The sequence below is a fragment of the Paracoccus haeundaensis genome (assembly GCF_006239215.1).
Lineage (GTDB): Bacteria > Pseudomonadota > Alphaproteobacteria > Rhodobacterales > Rhodobacteraceae > Paracoccus > Paracoccus marcusii.
In genome coordinates this window covers 37697-50840 of record NZ_VDDC01000012.1, presented here as the reverse complement: position 1 = coordinate 50840, position 13144 = coordinate 37697, and the positions used below count along the sequence as shown (strand labels likewise).

The following is a 13144-nucleotide window of genomic DNA, read 5'->3' as shown; positions in this document are numbered from 1 at the left end:
ACCTGCCACGTCATGTCACGGCCGCCACGGGGGAACGGATGCAGCATCGTCGCAGGATCGGGATCGCGGCCTTGGTCGCCGCAACCACGCTGGCCGCGCCCGCGATCGCGGGCACCATCCAGGTGACGGTGACCGGCATCCCCGATGACCGCGGCGTGCTGGCCTGCAGCCTGCATGCCGATCCCGCGGGGTTTCCCGACGGGGCGGGCGCGGTCCATGACGCGTCCCCGCCGCGCGGTGGCCAGGCTGTCTGCACGTTCGAGGGCGTGACGCCGGGGCGCTATGCGGTGGCGGTGCTGCATGACGCGAATGGCAACGGGCGGCTGGACACAAACGTGCTGGGAATGCCGCAGGAACGCTGGGGCATTTCTGTCGGGCCTGCACCGCGCCTGCGCGCGCCGCGCTTTGACGAGGCCGCGTTCGACATGGGCACCGACCCGCTGCAATTGCGGATCGACCTTGATCCGTGACTGCGACCCGTTGAACGACAAGGATTTTCACGCATGACATTCCGCTTTCTGCACGCATCGGACCTGCATTTGGGCAAGCCCTTCGGCGGCTATCCCGAGGGTATCCGCAACCGCCTGCGCGAGGCGCGTCATGCCGCCATCGGGCGTCTGGCCCAGTCCGCCCGGCAGGGCGGTGCACAGGTCGTGCTGTTGGCGGGCGACAGTTTCGACGCGGAAACCCCGGCCCCCGACACCCTGCGCCAGGCCCTTCGCGCGATGGCGGAGGAGGCAGACATCCGCTGGATCATGCTGCCCGGCAACCATGACAGCCTGGCGGCGACGGAGCTGTGGCGGCGTATCGCGACCGATGGACCGGCGAACCTGCAACCCCTGCTGGATGACAGCCCGGTGACCCTGGCCGACGACGTCTGGCTGCTGCCCGCGCCGTGCACGCAGCGTCGCGCCGGACGCGACCTGACGCAGGCGATGGACGCGGCCACGCCGCAAGGCGCGCGGCGGATCGGCCTGGGCCACGGCCCGGTGACGGATTTCGACGAGAGCGACGGGCGAACGGGCATCATTCCGCCCGACCGTGCGGCGCGGTCGGGGCTGGATTACCTAGCACTTGGCGATTGGCACGGACAGCGTCAGATCGGCCCCGCGACCTGGTATTCGGGCGCGCCCGAGGCCGACAGCTTCAAGCATGACGGCCCGGCGGGTGCGCTGCTGGTCGAACTGGGCGTCCAGGTGACGGCGCGGGCGGTGCCCGTGGGGCAATTCCGCTGGAGCCGCCCGCACCTGGACCTGCTGCCGGGCGCGGATGTGCGGGCGGCGCTGACGCGCGCCCTGCCGACGGAACGCGCGCGCGATCATCTGGTCAGCGTGACGGCAGGCGGCAGGCTGGCCCTGTCGGACCGTGCGGTGCTGGACGCGGCCCTGCAGGCGGCTGCGCCCGATTACGGCTGGTTCGCCGCCGACTTGTCCGCCCTGCAGGTCGAGGCCCGGCCCGACGATCTGGACCTGATCGACCGCGCGGGCGCGCTGCGCCACGCCGCCGACGCGCTGCTGGCGGACACGACCGACCCGCAGCGGTCGCAGGCCGACCGCGACATCTCGGCCGCGGCGCTGTCGCGCCTGTACAGCTTTGCGCAGGAGGTGCAGGCATGAAGCTGCGCGCGATCGAGCTGACCAACCTTCGCCGCTTTGCCGGGCGCCGGGCGGTGCTGTCCGACCTGGGCGACGGCATCACGGTTCTGTCCGAACCGAACGAATTCGGCAAATCCACCTTTTTCGACGCGCTGCACGCGCTGTTCTTTGAACGCCACCGCAGCAGCCGCGCACCGGTCAAGGCGCTGCAGCCCCATGCCGGCGGCGCGCCGGAGGTGGCGGTCGAGATCGAATCCACCCAAGGGCGGTTCCGCATCCACAAGCGTTTCCTGTCGCGGGCGCAGGCGCGGATCACGGACGCGCAAGGCCGGCTGATCGCCCAAGAGGACGAGGCCGAGGCCTGGATCGACCGCCTGCTGGACGGGGGGCTGGCCGGACCGTCGGGTCTGTTGTGGGTCCGCCAGGGCCTGCTGGGGCTGGAGCCGGAAGGCAACAGCACCGCGGACCGGCAAGACCGCGATCGCAACCTTGGAACCCGGCGCGACCTGCTGTCTTCCGTCGCCGGAGAGATCGACATGATGACCGGGGGGCGGCGCATGGATGCGGTCCTGGACCGCGTCGGACAGGAGATGGCGCGGCTGGCCACCGCCACCGGCCGCCCCAGGGCCGGGGGCGAATGGCAGCGCGCCATCGAGGAGGCCGAGCGACTGTCCCGTGCCGAAACCGAGGCCCGCGACAAGGCCGCGCGCCTGTCCGGCGACTTGGCACGCCGCTCCGAGGTGACGCGCATGCTGGCCCGCGTGACAGACCCGGAGGCCGCCCGCGCCCGCCAGGCTGCCCTGACGCAGGCCGAGGAGGCGCATCAGGCCGCCCGCAAGCATGCAGACCGGCTGGCGCAGGCGGAACGCGACCTGACGCTGGCCCGGATGGCCGAGACGACCGCCCGGCAGCAGATCGACCAGACCCGACAGCTGTCCGACCGCGTGACCCAGGCCCGCGAGACGCTGCGCCTGGCCGAGGCGCGCGCGGTGGCCGCCCGCGATCGCGCCGAGGCGCTGGCCCTGCGCGATTCGCAGGCGGCCGAGGCGCACCGCCAGGCTGGCGAGATCGCGCGCGATCTGCGCGGACGCCTGTCGCGGGCACAGCAGGCTCGGCTGGCGCTTGCGGCGCGGTCTCGGGTGGCCGATCTGACCCATCGGCTGGACCGGGCGCAGGCACTGCAGGCGCAGTTGCACGCGGATCGGGCACAGCGGGCGCGGCTGACCATCACGCCGAAGACGATGGCACGGCTGGATCAGGCACAGACGGCGCTGGACCGCCTGGCCGCGCGGGCCGAGGCACAGGCGGTGACCATCGAATTTCACGCAGACGGGCCTCTGGCGACGCTGGCGGACGGAACCTCCGTCGAGGGTGCATGGGCGGTGCCGGGGCGGATGCACGTCACGCTGCCGGGCTTTGGCGCGATCAGCGTCGATCCGGGGGCGGGGCGGGGGGCGCAGCTGGCCGCCGATCTGGCGCAGGCGCAGCGGGACGTGGCAAGCGCGCTGCAGGATTGCGGGGCGGCCGATCTGGCCGATGCGCGTGACCGGCTGAACCGCGCGACGCGGCTGGACGATGCGCTGCGCCAGGGGGCGCAGGCGCTGGACGATCTGGCACCGCAGGGCCTGGATGCTTTGCGCGAGGCGCTGGCTTTGGCCACGGCCGAGGCCGCCGATGCCCCCGCGGATGCGGAGGACGTCGCGGCACTGGAACCCCTGCTGACCGCCGCCGATACCGCCGAGGCGCAGGCGCGGGCCCAGTCACGCAGCGCGCATGAGGCCGCGACCGCCGCCGGGGAAGCGCGTGCCGATTCCGAGGGAGAGCGCCGTTCCGCCGAACGCGCGCTGGCGGATGTGCTGGCCGAGGCCGGATCGCTGGACGATCTGGCGGCGCGTCTGGACGCGCTGGCCGCCACGCTGCCCGACCTGTCGGCCCGCAGCGCCGAGGCCGCCCGGCTGTGCGCCACCCTGTCGGATGCGGCCCCCGACCTGACCACCGCCCAGGCCGCGCTGTCACGTGCCACCAGTGCTGCCGAACAGGCCCGGCGCGACGCGGAGACGATGGAGCGCGACCTTGCCGCGCTGAACACCCGCATCGCGCTGTTGGCCGAGGAGGGGATCGAGGAAACGCTGGAAGAACTGTCCGGCCAGCGCGCCGAGGCCCAGGCCCGCGCCGACCGTTACGCCGCCGAGATGGCCGCCCTGACGCGCCTGCGCGACACGCTGGAGCAGGCGCGCACGCGCCAGCGCGATGCCTATTTCAAGCCGGTGGTGCGCGAGCTGCAGCCGCTGCTGTCGATCCTGCATCCCGGCGCGGCGCTGCAGATCGACGACCAGACCCTGCTGCCGCATGCGCTGACCCGTGATGGCCAGGCCGAACCGCTGGACATCCTGTCGGGCGGCACGCGCGAACAGGTGGCGATCCTGACGCGGCTGGCCTTTGCGCGCCTGTTCGCGCAGGCCGGACGACCGGTCCCGGTGATCCTGGACGATGCGCTGGTCCACACCGATGACGACCGGATCGAGGCGATGTTCACCGCCCTGCACCGCGTCGCCGCCGATCAGCAGGTGCTGGTCCTGACCTGCCGCCAGCGGGCGTTCCAGTCCCTGGGCGGCACCCGCGCCCATGTCCGGATCGAGGACCTGTAACCTCAGCGGGCCAGCAGCCGGGCCATCGCGCGCGCGGCCTCGGGGACGGGCTGGATCAGCGGCACGGGGGACAGGGGCGCCAGCCGGACCGCCGCCTGCGCCAGCGGGCCGCCACCCATGATCACCGCCTCGGCACCGGCTGCCGCGGCCCGCATCACCGCGTCCAGCAGGGCGTGATCCAGCGCGTCGGGATCGCGCATCACGTCGGGACTGTCGGTCATATGACATCCCAGATAGCGGCCGGGCTGCCCCCGCATCAGCGCGTCGATCCGGTCCCGCAGGGCAGGGGTGGTGGTCGCGACCGCAAAGGCGCGCCCCCCTTGCGCCGCCGCCCGCGCGGCTGCGGCCCCGATGCCGATCACCGGCACCGCAAGGCGGGCTGCCAGCCGATCCGCGCCCGGATCGCCGAAGGCGGCGACGATCACGCCGCGACACTCCGCGGGCGGGTGCAGCGCCGCGATGCCGTCGGCCGCACGGTCCAGCTGGTCCGGGGTGACGATCACCTGCGGCCCTGTGGGCGCCGTCCACCCCTGAAGGTCCGCCAGCCACGGCGCCGCGATCGCGCACATCGCCGCGGTCGTGACCGGGTTCGCATTGGGATTGGCCAGCAGGATCATCCCGCGCCTGTGGCCCGCTTATCGATGCGCTGTCCATCCCGAAAGACCGGCCGCGGTGGCGAAAACATTGCGTGCAGGAATTGTCAGCAATCTGACCGCCCGGCGTGCAGCGCGCAGGTTTTTTGCGAACCGACCCCCGCGCGATGGCCGCCCGCCGCTGCGCAGCCCTGCCGGGGCGGGCCAAGGTGATCCCAATTCGGGGCAGCAACGACCCCGGCCAACAGGGAGAACGACCGTGCTTGATCTGAGAAAAGGCATCGCCGCATTGGCGCTTTCGGTGGCGGTGCTGGCCGGACCTGCGGCCATGGCCCAAGGCACGCTGCGCATCGGCATGACCGCCGCCGACATCCCGCTGACCACCGGCCAGCCCGATCAGGGCGGCGAGGGGCTGCGCTTCATCGGCTATACGGTCTATGACGCGTTGATCAACTGGGACCTGACGCAGGGCGACGGGCCCTCGGGCCTAGTGCCGGGTCTGGCCACCGCATGGGAGGCCGACGAGGCCGACCGCACCCGCTGGACCTTCACGCTGCGCGAGGGGGTGACCTTCCACGACGGCAGCCCGTTCAACGCCGAGAACGTGGTCTGGAACCTGGACAAGCTGCTGGACGAGGGGGCCGAACAGTATGATCCGCGCCAATCGGCGCAGGGCAAGTCGCGCATTCCCGCCATCGCCAGCTATCGCGCCGTGGACGATCTGACGGTCGAGATCATCACGCATGAGCCGGACGCGACGCTGCCCTATCAGCTGGCCTGGGTGATGATGTCGTCCAAGGCCAACTGGGAGGCCCTGGGCAAGGACTGGGAGCAGGTCGCGGCCAAGCCGTCGGGGACGGGGCCGTGGATGATGGAATCCTTTGTCCCGCGCGAACGGGCCGAGCTGGTGCCCTTTGCCGATTACTGGGACGAGACGCGCATCCCCAAGCTGGACCGGCTGGTGCTGATCCCGCTGCCGGAATCGAATGCACGTTCGGCCGCGCTGATGTCGGGGCAGGTCGATTGGATCGAGGCGCCGGCCCCCGATACCATTCCCGCGATGCAGGGCAACGGCTTTGCCATCACCCAGAACGCGCTGCCGCATAACTGGACCTGGCACCTGAGCCGGGTCGAGGGGTCGCCCTGGAACGACATCCGCGTGCGCAAGGCCGCGAACCTGGCCATCGACCGCGAGGCGATGGGCGCGCTGCTGGGCGGGCTGATGATCCCGGCCAAGGGGTTTGTACCGCCGGGGTCGCAATGGTTCGGAGAGCCGGATTTCGACGTCACCTATGACCTGGAGGCCGCGCAAGCCCTGATGACCGAAGCCGGGTTCGGCCCCGACAACCGGCTGAAGGTCAAGGCGTTGATCTCTCCCTCCGGGTCGGGCCAGATGCTGCCGCTGCCGATGAACGAATACATCCAGCAGTCGCTGGCCCAGGCCTGGATCGACGTCGAGTTCATGGTCGTCGAGTGGAACCAGATGATCAACCTGTGGCGCGCGGGCGCCGCCGATCCGTCGGTCGAGGGATCGCAGTCGATCAACTTCACCTATTTCATCCAGGACCCGTTCACCGGTTTCATCCGGCATCTGGATTGCGACCTGGTGGCGCCGAACGGCACCAACTGGGGCCATTACTGCGACGAGGACATGCAGGCCCTGTTCGAGGAGATCAAGACGACCTTCGACCCCGCCGAACAGGACGCGGTCCTGCGCCGCACGCATGGGAAGTTCGTCGATGATGCGCTGTTCCTGATGGTCACGCATGACGTGGCGCCCCGCGCCATGTCGCCCAAGGTACAGGGCTTCGTGCAGCCGCAGAACTGGTACCTGAACTTCTCGTCCATCACGATGGCCGAGTGACCCGCAACCGGCCGCGCCCCTTGCGGGTGCGGCCCAGCCAGGGACGCATGACGTGCTCAGCTATTTCCTTCGACGCCTGATCCTGGTGCTGCCGGTGGCCTTCGGGGTGTCGGTCGTCTGTTTCGCGCTGGTGCAGATCGCGCCGGGCGACCCGCTGACGGCCATCATGCCGGTCGATGCCACCGCCGAACAGCAGGCCGCGATGCGCGCGGCATACGGCTTGGACAAGCCTCTGCCGGTGCAATACCTGATCTGGGTCGGCAACCTGCTGCAGGGAGAGATGGGCCGCTCTATCGCGTCGGGCCGCCCCGTCGCGGCCGAGGTCTTCGGCGCGGTCGGCAATTCGCTGCTGCTGGCGGCGGCGGCGGCGGTGATCGCCTTTCCGATCGGCATCTTCCTGGGGTTCCTGGCGGGCTATTTCCGCGACACGGCGCTTGACCGGGCGGTGACGGCGCTGTCGATCACCGGGGTGTCGGTGCCGAACTATTGGTTGGGCATCGTGCTGGTCATCATTTTCTCGGTCAATCTGGGCTGGCTGCCGTCGATGGGCGCGGGGCCGGGCGGGTCGCAGGACTGGCAGTGGGACTGGGCGCATATGCGCCACCTGGTCCTGCCTGCGGTGACGCTGGCGGTGGTGCCCATCGGCATCGTCGCACGCACCGTCCGGGCGCTGGCGGGCGACATCCTGTCGATGGATTTCGTCACCGCGCTTTACGCCAAGGGCCTCAGCCGCGGTGACGTGCTGCGCCATGTGGCCCGCAACGCCGCCGCGACCGCGCTGTCGGTGATGGGGTTGCAGCTGGGATACCTGCTGGGCGGGTCGATCCTGATCGAGACGGTGTTCAACTGGCCCGGATCGGGGTTCCTGCTGTCCAACGCGATCTTTCAGCGCGACCTGCCGCTCTTGCAGGGGACGATCCTGGTGCTGGCCATGTTCTTCGTCGGCATGAACCTGATCGTCGATGTGGCCCAGGCCGCCATCGACCCCCGCGTGAAAAGGAACTGAGCGCATGGTTCAGGTGACCACGAACATCCCCGCCGTTCCGCCCGCGCAGCGCGGCTACTGGTCGGGCGTGCTGTCGCGGCTGCGGCGTGATCCGGTGTCGATGATCTGCGCAGGCGTGCTGGCGCTGTTGATCCTGTCGGCGGTCTTCGCGCCCTGGCTGGGCCTGGCCGACCCCTATCAGGGCAGCATGATCAAGCGCCTGGCCGCCCCCGGCACGCCCGGCCACCTGCTGGGCACGGACGAGCAGGGCCGCGACATGCTGTCCCGGCTGATCCATGGCGGGCGGCTGACGCTGTTCATCGGGCTGATGCCGGTGGTGCTTGCCTTCTTCATCGGCGGCACCCTGGGGATCATCGCGGGCTATGTCGGCGGCATCACCAACACGATCATCATGCGGGTCGTGGACGTGTTCTTTGCCTTTCCGTCGGTCCTGCTGGCCATCGCCATCTCGGGCGCCCTGGGCGCGGGGGTGCTGAACAGCCTGGTGTCGCTGACCATCGTCTTCGTGCCCCCCGTGACCCGCGTGGCCGAGGCGGTGACCTCGGGCGTGCGGTCCTTGGACTATATCGACGCGGCGCGGGCCTCGGGGGCGAATGCGCTGACGGTGATCCGGGTGCATGTGATCGGCAACGTGTTGTCGCCGATCTTCGTCTATGCGACCTCGCTGACGTCCGTCTGCATGATCCTGGCGGCGGGGCTGTCGTTTCTGGGCATCGGCGTGCGCCCGCCCGAACCGGAATGGGGGCTGATGCTGAACACGCTGCGGTCGGCCATCTATGTGAACCCGTGGCTGGCGGCGCTGCCGGGGGTGATGATCTTTGCCACCTCGCTGTGCCTCAATCTGCTCAGCGACGGTCTGAGGAGTGCGATGAATGTCCGCGACTGACAAACCCCTGCTGAGCGTCCGCGACCTGAAGAAGCATTTTCCCATCAAGGGCGGCATCCTGGGCCGCACCCAGGCTATGGTCCAGGCCGTGGACGGCGTCAGCTTCGACGTCCGCGCGGGGGAAACCCTGGGCATCGTCGGCGAATCCGGCTGCGGGAAATCCACGACCGCCAAGCTGCTGATCGGCCTGGTGGACCGGGACGAGGGCGATATCGACCTGGACGGCAAGTCGCTTGGCCGCGACATCAGCCTGCGCGCGCTGCGCCGCGACATCCAGATGGTGTTCCAGGACAGCTATGCCTCGCTGAACCCGCGCATGACCATCCTGGACAGCATCGCCTTTGGCGCGCGCGTCCAGGGCCTGGACGATCCCGAGGGCCGGGCGCGCCGCCTGATGGCGCGGGTGGGGCTGGACCCGGACCGCTTTGCGGGCCGCTATCCGCACGAACTGTCGGGCGGGCAGCGCCAGCGCATCAACATCGCCCGCGCCCTGGTCATGTCGCCCAAGGTCGTGGTCCTGGACGAGGCCGTCAGCGCGCTGGATAAATCGGTCGAGGCGCAGGTCCTGAACCTGCTGTCGGACCTGCGCGCGGAATTCGGGCTGACCTATATCTTCATCAGCCACGATCTGAACGTGGTGCGCTACATCTCGGACCGCATCCTGGTGATGTATCTGGGCGAGGTCGTGGAACTGGCCCCGGTCGACATGATCTGGGCCGAACAGGCGCATCCCTATACCCGGTCGCTGTTTTCCGCGATGCCGTCGATGGACCCGGACAACCGCACGCAGAAGCCGCCGCTGACCGGCGATCCGCCCAACCCCATCGACCCGCCGCCGGGCTGCCGGTTCCACACCCGCTGCGCCTTTGCAGCCGACATCTGCAAGACCCGTCACCCCGCCCTGGGGCCGATGGTCGCCGGGTCGCCGCATTGGGTCGCCTGCCACCTGCACGACCCGGCATCCGGCCATCCTCGCGCCGGACAGGGGGTGCCCGCATGACGCCGTTGCTGCAGATCGACAATCTGGACGTCCGTTTCAAGGGCGGGCGCACGGTCCATGCCATCAACGACCTGTCCCTGACCCTGATGCCGGGCGAAACCCTGGCCCTGCTGGGCGAGAGCGGGTCGGGCAAGAGCGTCACGCTGAAGACCCTGCTGCGCCTGCTGCCCGAGAAACGCACGGACCTGTCGGGCGACATCCGCTTTGACGGGACCGACATCATGACCCTGTCGGGGCGGGCGTTGCGGTCCTATCGCGGGGGCGACGTGTCGATGGTGTTCCAGGACCCCGGCCTGGCGCTGGACCCGGTCTATACCGTGGGCCAGCAGATCGCCGAGACGGTGATGCGCCACAAGGGCCTGTCCAGGGAGAACGCAATGGACGTGGCACTGGACATGCTGCACCGCGTGCGCATCCCATCGCCGAAACGGCGGCTGGCCAATTATCCGCACGAGCTGTCGGGCGGCATGCGGCAGCGGGTGATGATCGCGCTGGCGCTGGCCTGCCGTCCGCGTTTGCTGCTGGCGGACGAGCCGACGACCGCGCTGGACGCGACCGTGCAGATCCAGATCCTGCTGCTGCTGCGCGAATTGCAGCGCGAATTCGGCATGGGGGTGATCTTCGTCACCCACGACATCGGCGTGGCGGTCGAAGTCTCGGAACGTATCGCTGTCATGTATGCCGGCCAGATCGTCGAGGAAGGCACCACGCGCGACGTCATCCGCAACCCGCGCCACCCCTATACCCAGGGGCTGCTGGCCGCGAACCTGCATGACGTGGCACGCGGCGCGCGGCTGGACGCGATCCCCGGTGCCCCTCCGTCGCTGGAGGTGCGGCCGGACAGCTGTTCCTTTGCGCCCCGCTGTCCGATGGCGCTGCCGGCCTGCCGGCAGGCGTTGCCGCCCGTCCTGACGCCCGGCCCCCGCCGCCGCGTGGCCTGCCTGCGCGCAGGCGAAACCCTTGCCGCAGAGTAGATCATGACCGACCCCTGGCACGCCTTTCTGCCCTATCCGCCCGTCCCGGTTCCCCATGCGGACCACGGCCCGCTGTCGGGCCTGACCCTTGCGGTCAAGGACATCTATCACGTCGCCGGATACCGCACCGGGGCGGGGTGTCCGCTGTATCTGGCGGAAAGCCCGGTTCACGCGGACACCGCCCCCTGCGTCCAGCGCCTGCTGGATGCCGGCGCGCGCTTTGTGGGCAAGGTCCATACGGACGAACTGGCGTGGTCCATGTACGGCATGAATGCCCATTTCGGCACGCCCGTGAACCCGGCCGCCCCAGACCGCATTCCCGGCGGGTCGTCGTCGGGGTCGGCGGTCGCGGTGGCGGGCGGGCTGGCCGACATCGCCATCGGGTCGGATACCGGCGGCTCGGTCCGCGCACCGGCCAGCTTTTGCGCGACATGGGGGTGGCGGCCGACCCACGGCCTGATCCCGATGGCGGGCGCGATGGCGCTGGCGCCCAGCTTCGACGCCTGCGGGCTGTTCGCGCGCGACGGGACGGTGCTGGCCCGCGCCGCCGCCGTGCTGGTCGCGGATGCAGCCCCCGTGACCGCGCCGGACCTGATGGCGCCCACCGACATGCTGGCCCTGCTGGGGCCTGAGGCGCGCGCGGTCTGGCAGGACGGGTTCGGACATCTGCCTGCGCGCGGGGTAAGTGTCTATCCCGACGGGGTGGATGCGGCCTATGCGACGTTCCTGACCGCGGTCATGGCGGATGCCAAGGAAACGATCCTGCCCTTCATCCGCGCGTCGCGCATGCCGCTGGTGCGCGGCATCGACGGGCGCGCCGACGCGGCCGACGCGCTGACCCCCGACCAGATCGCCCAGGGCCGTGCCGCGCGCGAGGCGTTCGCGCGGCACATGGACGCCCTGCTGGGCGCGAATGGCGTCCTGCTGGCCCCGGTCGTGCATGACGCGCCGTTCCGCCTGGACGCGCCCCAGGCGGTGTTCGACGGCTTTCGCCACGATGCGCAGCGGTTGCTGTGCGTGGCTGGCATGGCACGGCTGCCGCAGGTCGTGTTTCCCGCCGGAACCGTCGACGGTGCGCCGTTCGGCCTGTCGCTGATCGGGCCGCGCGGGTCCGACCTGTCGCTGATCGCGCTGGCCTGCCAACTGTCCCGCCAACCGCAGGAGTCTGCATGACCTGTCCCATAGAGACGCGCCTGGCCGACCTGGGCCACGCGCTGCCGCCATCCGCCCCGTCGCGGGCGCTGTTCCTGCCCGGCAAGGTCAGCGGCAACCTGCTGTTCCTGTCGGGCCAGATCTGCGAATGGGAAGGGGTACCGCAGTATTTCGGCCCCATTGGTCCCGGCTTTGACATGGCGGACGGGCAGGCGGCGGCGCGGATGTGCGCGCTGAACCTGCTGTTCTCGATCCGCGCGGTGGCTGGCTCGTTGTCACGGGTGTGGCAGGTGATCCGGCTGGGCGGGTTCGTCGCCGCGCCGCCGGGCTATGGTGATGGACCGGCGGTCGTGAACGGCGCGTCGCAGCTGTTCATCGACCTGTGGGGCGATGCGGGACGCCATGCCCGCACCGCGGTCAACGTGGCGTCCTTGCCCGCCAACGCGCTGGTCGAGATCGAGGCGATCGTCGAGCTTACCCCGCCGTGACCTGATCCGCGATCCAGGTGCGAAACCGGGCAAAGGCCGGGTCACCCTGACGGCGGTCGGGCCATGCCAGCCAATAGGCGCCCTCGCCGGGAACGCCCGCGCGCAGGATCGGCTGCAGGCGGCCCTCGTCGATCTCGGGCTGGGCCAGATAGCTGGGCAGCAGCGCCACGCCAAGCCCCGCGATCGCCGCCTGGATCATCATCGAGAACTGGTCCATCACCATGCCCGACACCGCCGGCGGCGTGCCGCCCTGGGCCGCGAACCACGCGGACCAGCCCGAAGGCCGCGTCTCCAGCTGCAGCAGGGGCAGGCCCGCCATGTCCGAGGGATGCGCCACCGGATGATGCGCCAGCATCTGCGGCGAGGCGCAGGCCGTCAGGCGTTCGTCGAACAGCCGCAGGTGATGCGCGTCGGGCCAGTCGGGCTGGCCGAAGAAGATCACCGCATCAAAAGCTTCGCTGGCAAAGCTGAAACGCTGGATCTTGGTCGACAGGTTGATCGAGATGCCGGGATTGTCCGACAGGAACTGTCCGATCCGCGGCGCCAGCCAGCGCGTGGCGAAGGTCGGCAGCACCGACAGTGACAGCACCCCCCCGCCCGGATTGGCGATCAGCCCCATGCTGGCCCGCTGGATCACGTCCAGCCCCTGGGTGACGGATGCGGCATAGGTCACGGCCTCGGGGGTGGGGGTCAAGCGCTTGCGGTCGCGGGTGAACAGGGGCTTGCCCAGCTGCCGTTCCAGTGACGCGACCAGCCGGCTGACGGTGCTTTGCGTCAGGTGCAGCTCGTCCGCGGCGGCTGTGACGGACCCGTGGCGCATCACCGCCTCGAAGGCGATCAGTTGGGACAGGCTGGGCAGGAACCGGCGTTGGCGCATAAGATCATTCATAGAATGCATGAACGTATGAGGAAATAGCGTTTTTCATGCCACGCGTGCC

12 protein-coding genes are annotated in these 13144 nt (G+C 70.0%); 10 read left to right on the top strand and 2 right to left on the bottom strand.

Annotation, left to right across the window (positions count from 1 at the left end):
- The first annotated feature begins 38 nt into the window (after positions 1-38).
- The 3 genes from FHD67_RS07550 to FHD67_RS07540 are packed head-to-tail and all read left to right on the top strand — an operon-like array spanning position 39 to position 4243.
- Positions 39-470 (top strand): DUF2141 domain-containing protein, encoded by a 432-nt coding sequence (locus FHD67_RS07550; protein WP_045998870.1) that lies wholly within the window; start codon positions 39-41, stop codon positions 468-470.
- Positions 471-503: 33 nt separating this feature from the next.
- On the top strand, positions 504-1616 hold the full coding sequence (locus tag FHD67_RS07545; RefSeq protein WP_045998871.1) for a metallophosphoesterase family protein: 1113 nt from the start codon (positions 504-506) through the stop codon (positions 1614-1616).
- Positions 1613-4243 carry an AAA family ATPase gene (locus FHD67_RS07540; RefSeq protein ID WP_139598347.1) on the top strand — a complete coding sequence of 877 codons (2631 nt, stop codon included), beginning with the start codon at positions 1613-1615 and terminating at the stop codon, positions 4241-4243. Before FHD67_RS07545 ends, FHD67_RS07540 begins: the two co-directional genes overlap by 4 nt.
- 2 nt (positions 4244-4245) lie before the next feature.
- Here FHD67_RS07540 and FHD67_RS07535 read toward each other — a convergent pair whose 3' ends face one another.
- Positions 4246-4860 (bottom strand): aspartate/glutamate racemase family protein, encoded by a 615-nt coding sequence (locus FHD67_RS07535; protein ID WP_139598346.1) that lies wholly within the window; start codon positions 4858-4860, stop codon positions 4246-4248.
- A gap of 235 nt (positions 4861-5095) precedes the next feature.
- Here FHD67_RS07535 and FHD67_RS07530 point away from each other — a divergent pair, with 235 nt between their 5' ends.
- The 7 genes from FHD67_RS07530 to FHD67_RS07500 are packed head-to-tail and all read left to right on the top strand — an operon-like array spanning position 5096 to position 12206.
- Positions 5096-6700, top strand: coding sequence for an ABC transporter substrate-binding protein (locus tag FHD67_RS07530; protein WP_342775275.1), 1605 nt, complete (start codon positions 5096-5098; stop codon positions 6698-6700).
- Between the two features lie 52 nt (positions 6701-6752).
- A complete protein-coding gene (locus tag FHD67_RS07525) occupies positions 6753-7706 on the top strand; it encodes an ABC transporter permease (protein WP_139598345.1) in 954 nt (317 codons plus the stop codon).
- A gap of 4 nt (positions 7707-7710) precedes the next feature.
- A complete protein-coding gene (locus tag FHD67_RS07520; protein WP_127898824.1) occupies positions 7711-8592 on the top strand; it encodes an ABC transporter permease in 882 nt (293 codons plus the stop codon).
- A complete protein-coding gene (locus FHD67_RS07515; protein ID WP_045998877.1) occupies positions 8579-9592 on the top strand; it encodes an ABC transporter ATP-binding protein in 1014 nt (337 codons plus the stop codon). The genes FHD67_RS07520 and FHD67_RS07515 overlap by 14 nt, the downstream gene beginning before the upstream one ends.
- Positions 9589-10566, top strand: a complete 978-nt coding sequence (locus tag FHD67_RS07510; RefSeq protein ID WP_139598344.1) for an ABC transporter ATP-binding protein — start codon at positions 9589-9591, stop codon at positions 10564-10566. Before FHD67_RS07515 ends, FHD67_RS07510 begins: the two co-directional genes overlap by 4 nt.
- Positions 10567-10569: 3 nt before the next feature.
- Entirely contained in the window at positions 10570-11739 is a 1170-nt protein-coding gene (locus tag FHD67_RS07505; RefSeq protein WP_139598343.1) for an amidase, read from the top strand.
- Positions 11736-12206 (top strand): RidA family protein, encoded by a 471-nt coding sequence (locus tag FHD67_RS07500; RefSeq protein WP_139598342.1) that lies wholly within the window; start codon positions 11736-11738, stop codon positions 12204-12206. The genes FHD67_RS07505 and FHD67_RS07500 overlap by 4 nt, the downstream gene beginning before the upstream one ends.
- On the opposite strand, the gene FHD67_RS07495 is transcribed toward FHD67_RS07500, so the two are convergent.
- Positions 12193-13083 (bottom strand): LysR substrate-binding domain-containing protein, encoded by an 891-nt coding sequence (locus FHD67_RS07495; protein ID WP_139598389.1) that lies wholly within the window; start codon positions 13081-13083, stop codon positions 12193-12195. The two genes, FHD67_RS07500 and FHD67_RS07495, sit on opposite strands and share 14 nt — an antisense overlap.
- Positions 13084-13144: the final 61 nt, after the last annotated feature.

Coding starts and splice junctions, on each gene's coding strand:
- FHD67_RS07550 (WP_045998870.1), top strand. CDS start 39: ATGCAGCATCGTCGCAGGATCGGGATCGCGGCCTTGGTCGCCGCAACC.
- FHD67_RS07545 (WP_045998871.1), top strand. CDS start 504: ATGACATTCCGCTTTCTGCACGCATCGGACCTGCATTTGGGCAAGCCC.
- FHD67_RS07540 (WP_139598347.1), top strand. CDS start 1,613: ATGAAGCTGCGCGCGATCGAGCTGACCAACCTTCGCCGCTTTGCCGGG.
- FHD67_RS07535 (WP_139598346.1), bottom strand. CDS start 4,860: ATGATCCTGCTGGCCAATCCCAATGCGAACCCGGTCACGACCGCGGCG.
- FHD67_RS07520 (WP_127898824.1), top strand. CDS start 7,711: ATGGTTCAGGTGACCACGAACATCCCCGCCGTTCCGCCCGCGCAGCGC.
- FHD67_RS07515 (WP_045998877.1), top strand. CDS start 8,579: ATGTCCGCGACTGACAAACCCCTGCTGAGCGTCCGCGACCTGAAGAAG.
- FHD67_RS07510 (WP_139598344.1), top strand. CDS start 9,589: ATGACGCCGTTGCTGCAGATCGACAATCTGGACGTCCGTTTCAAGGGC.
- FHD67_RS07505 (WP_139598343.1), top strand. CDS start 10,570: ATGACCGACCCCTGGCACGCCTTTCTGCCCTATCCGCCCGTCCCGGTT.
- FHD67_RS07500 (WP_139598342.1), top strand. CDS start 11,736: ATGACCTGTCCCATAGAGACGCGCCTGGCCGACCTGGGCCACGCGCTG.
- FHD67_RS07495 (WP_139598389.1), bottom strand. CDS start 13,083: ATGCGCCAACGCCGGTTCCTGCCCAGCCTGTCCCAACTGATCGCCTTC.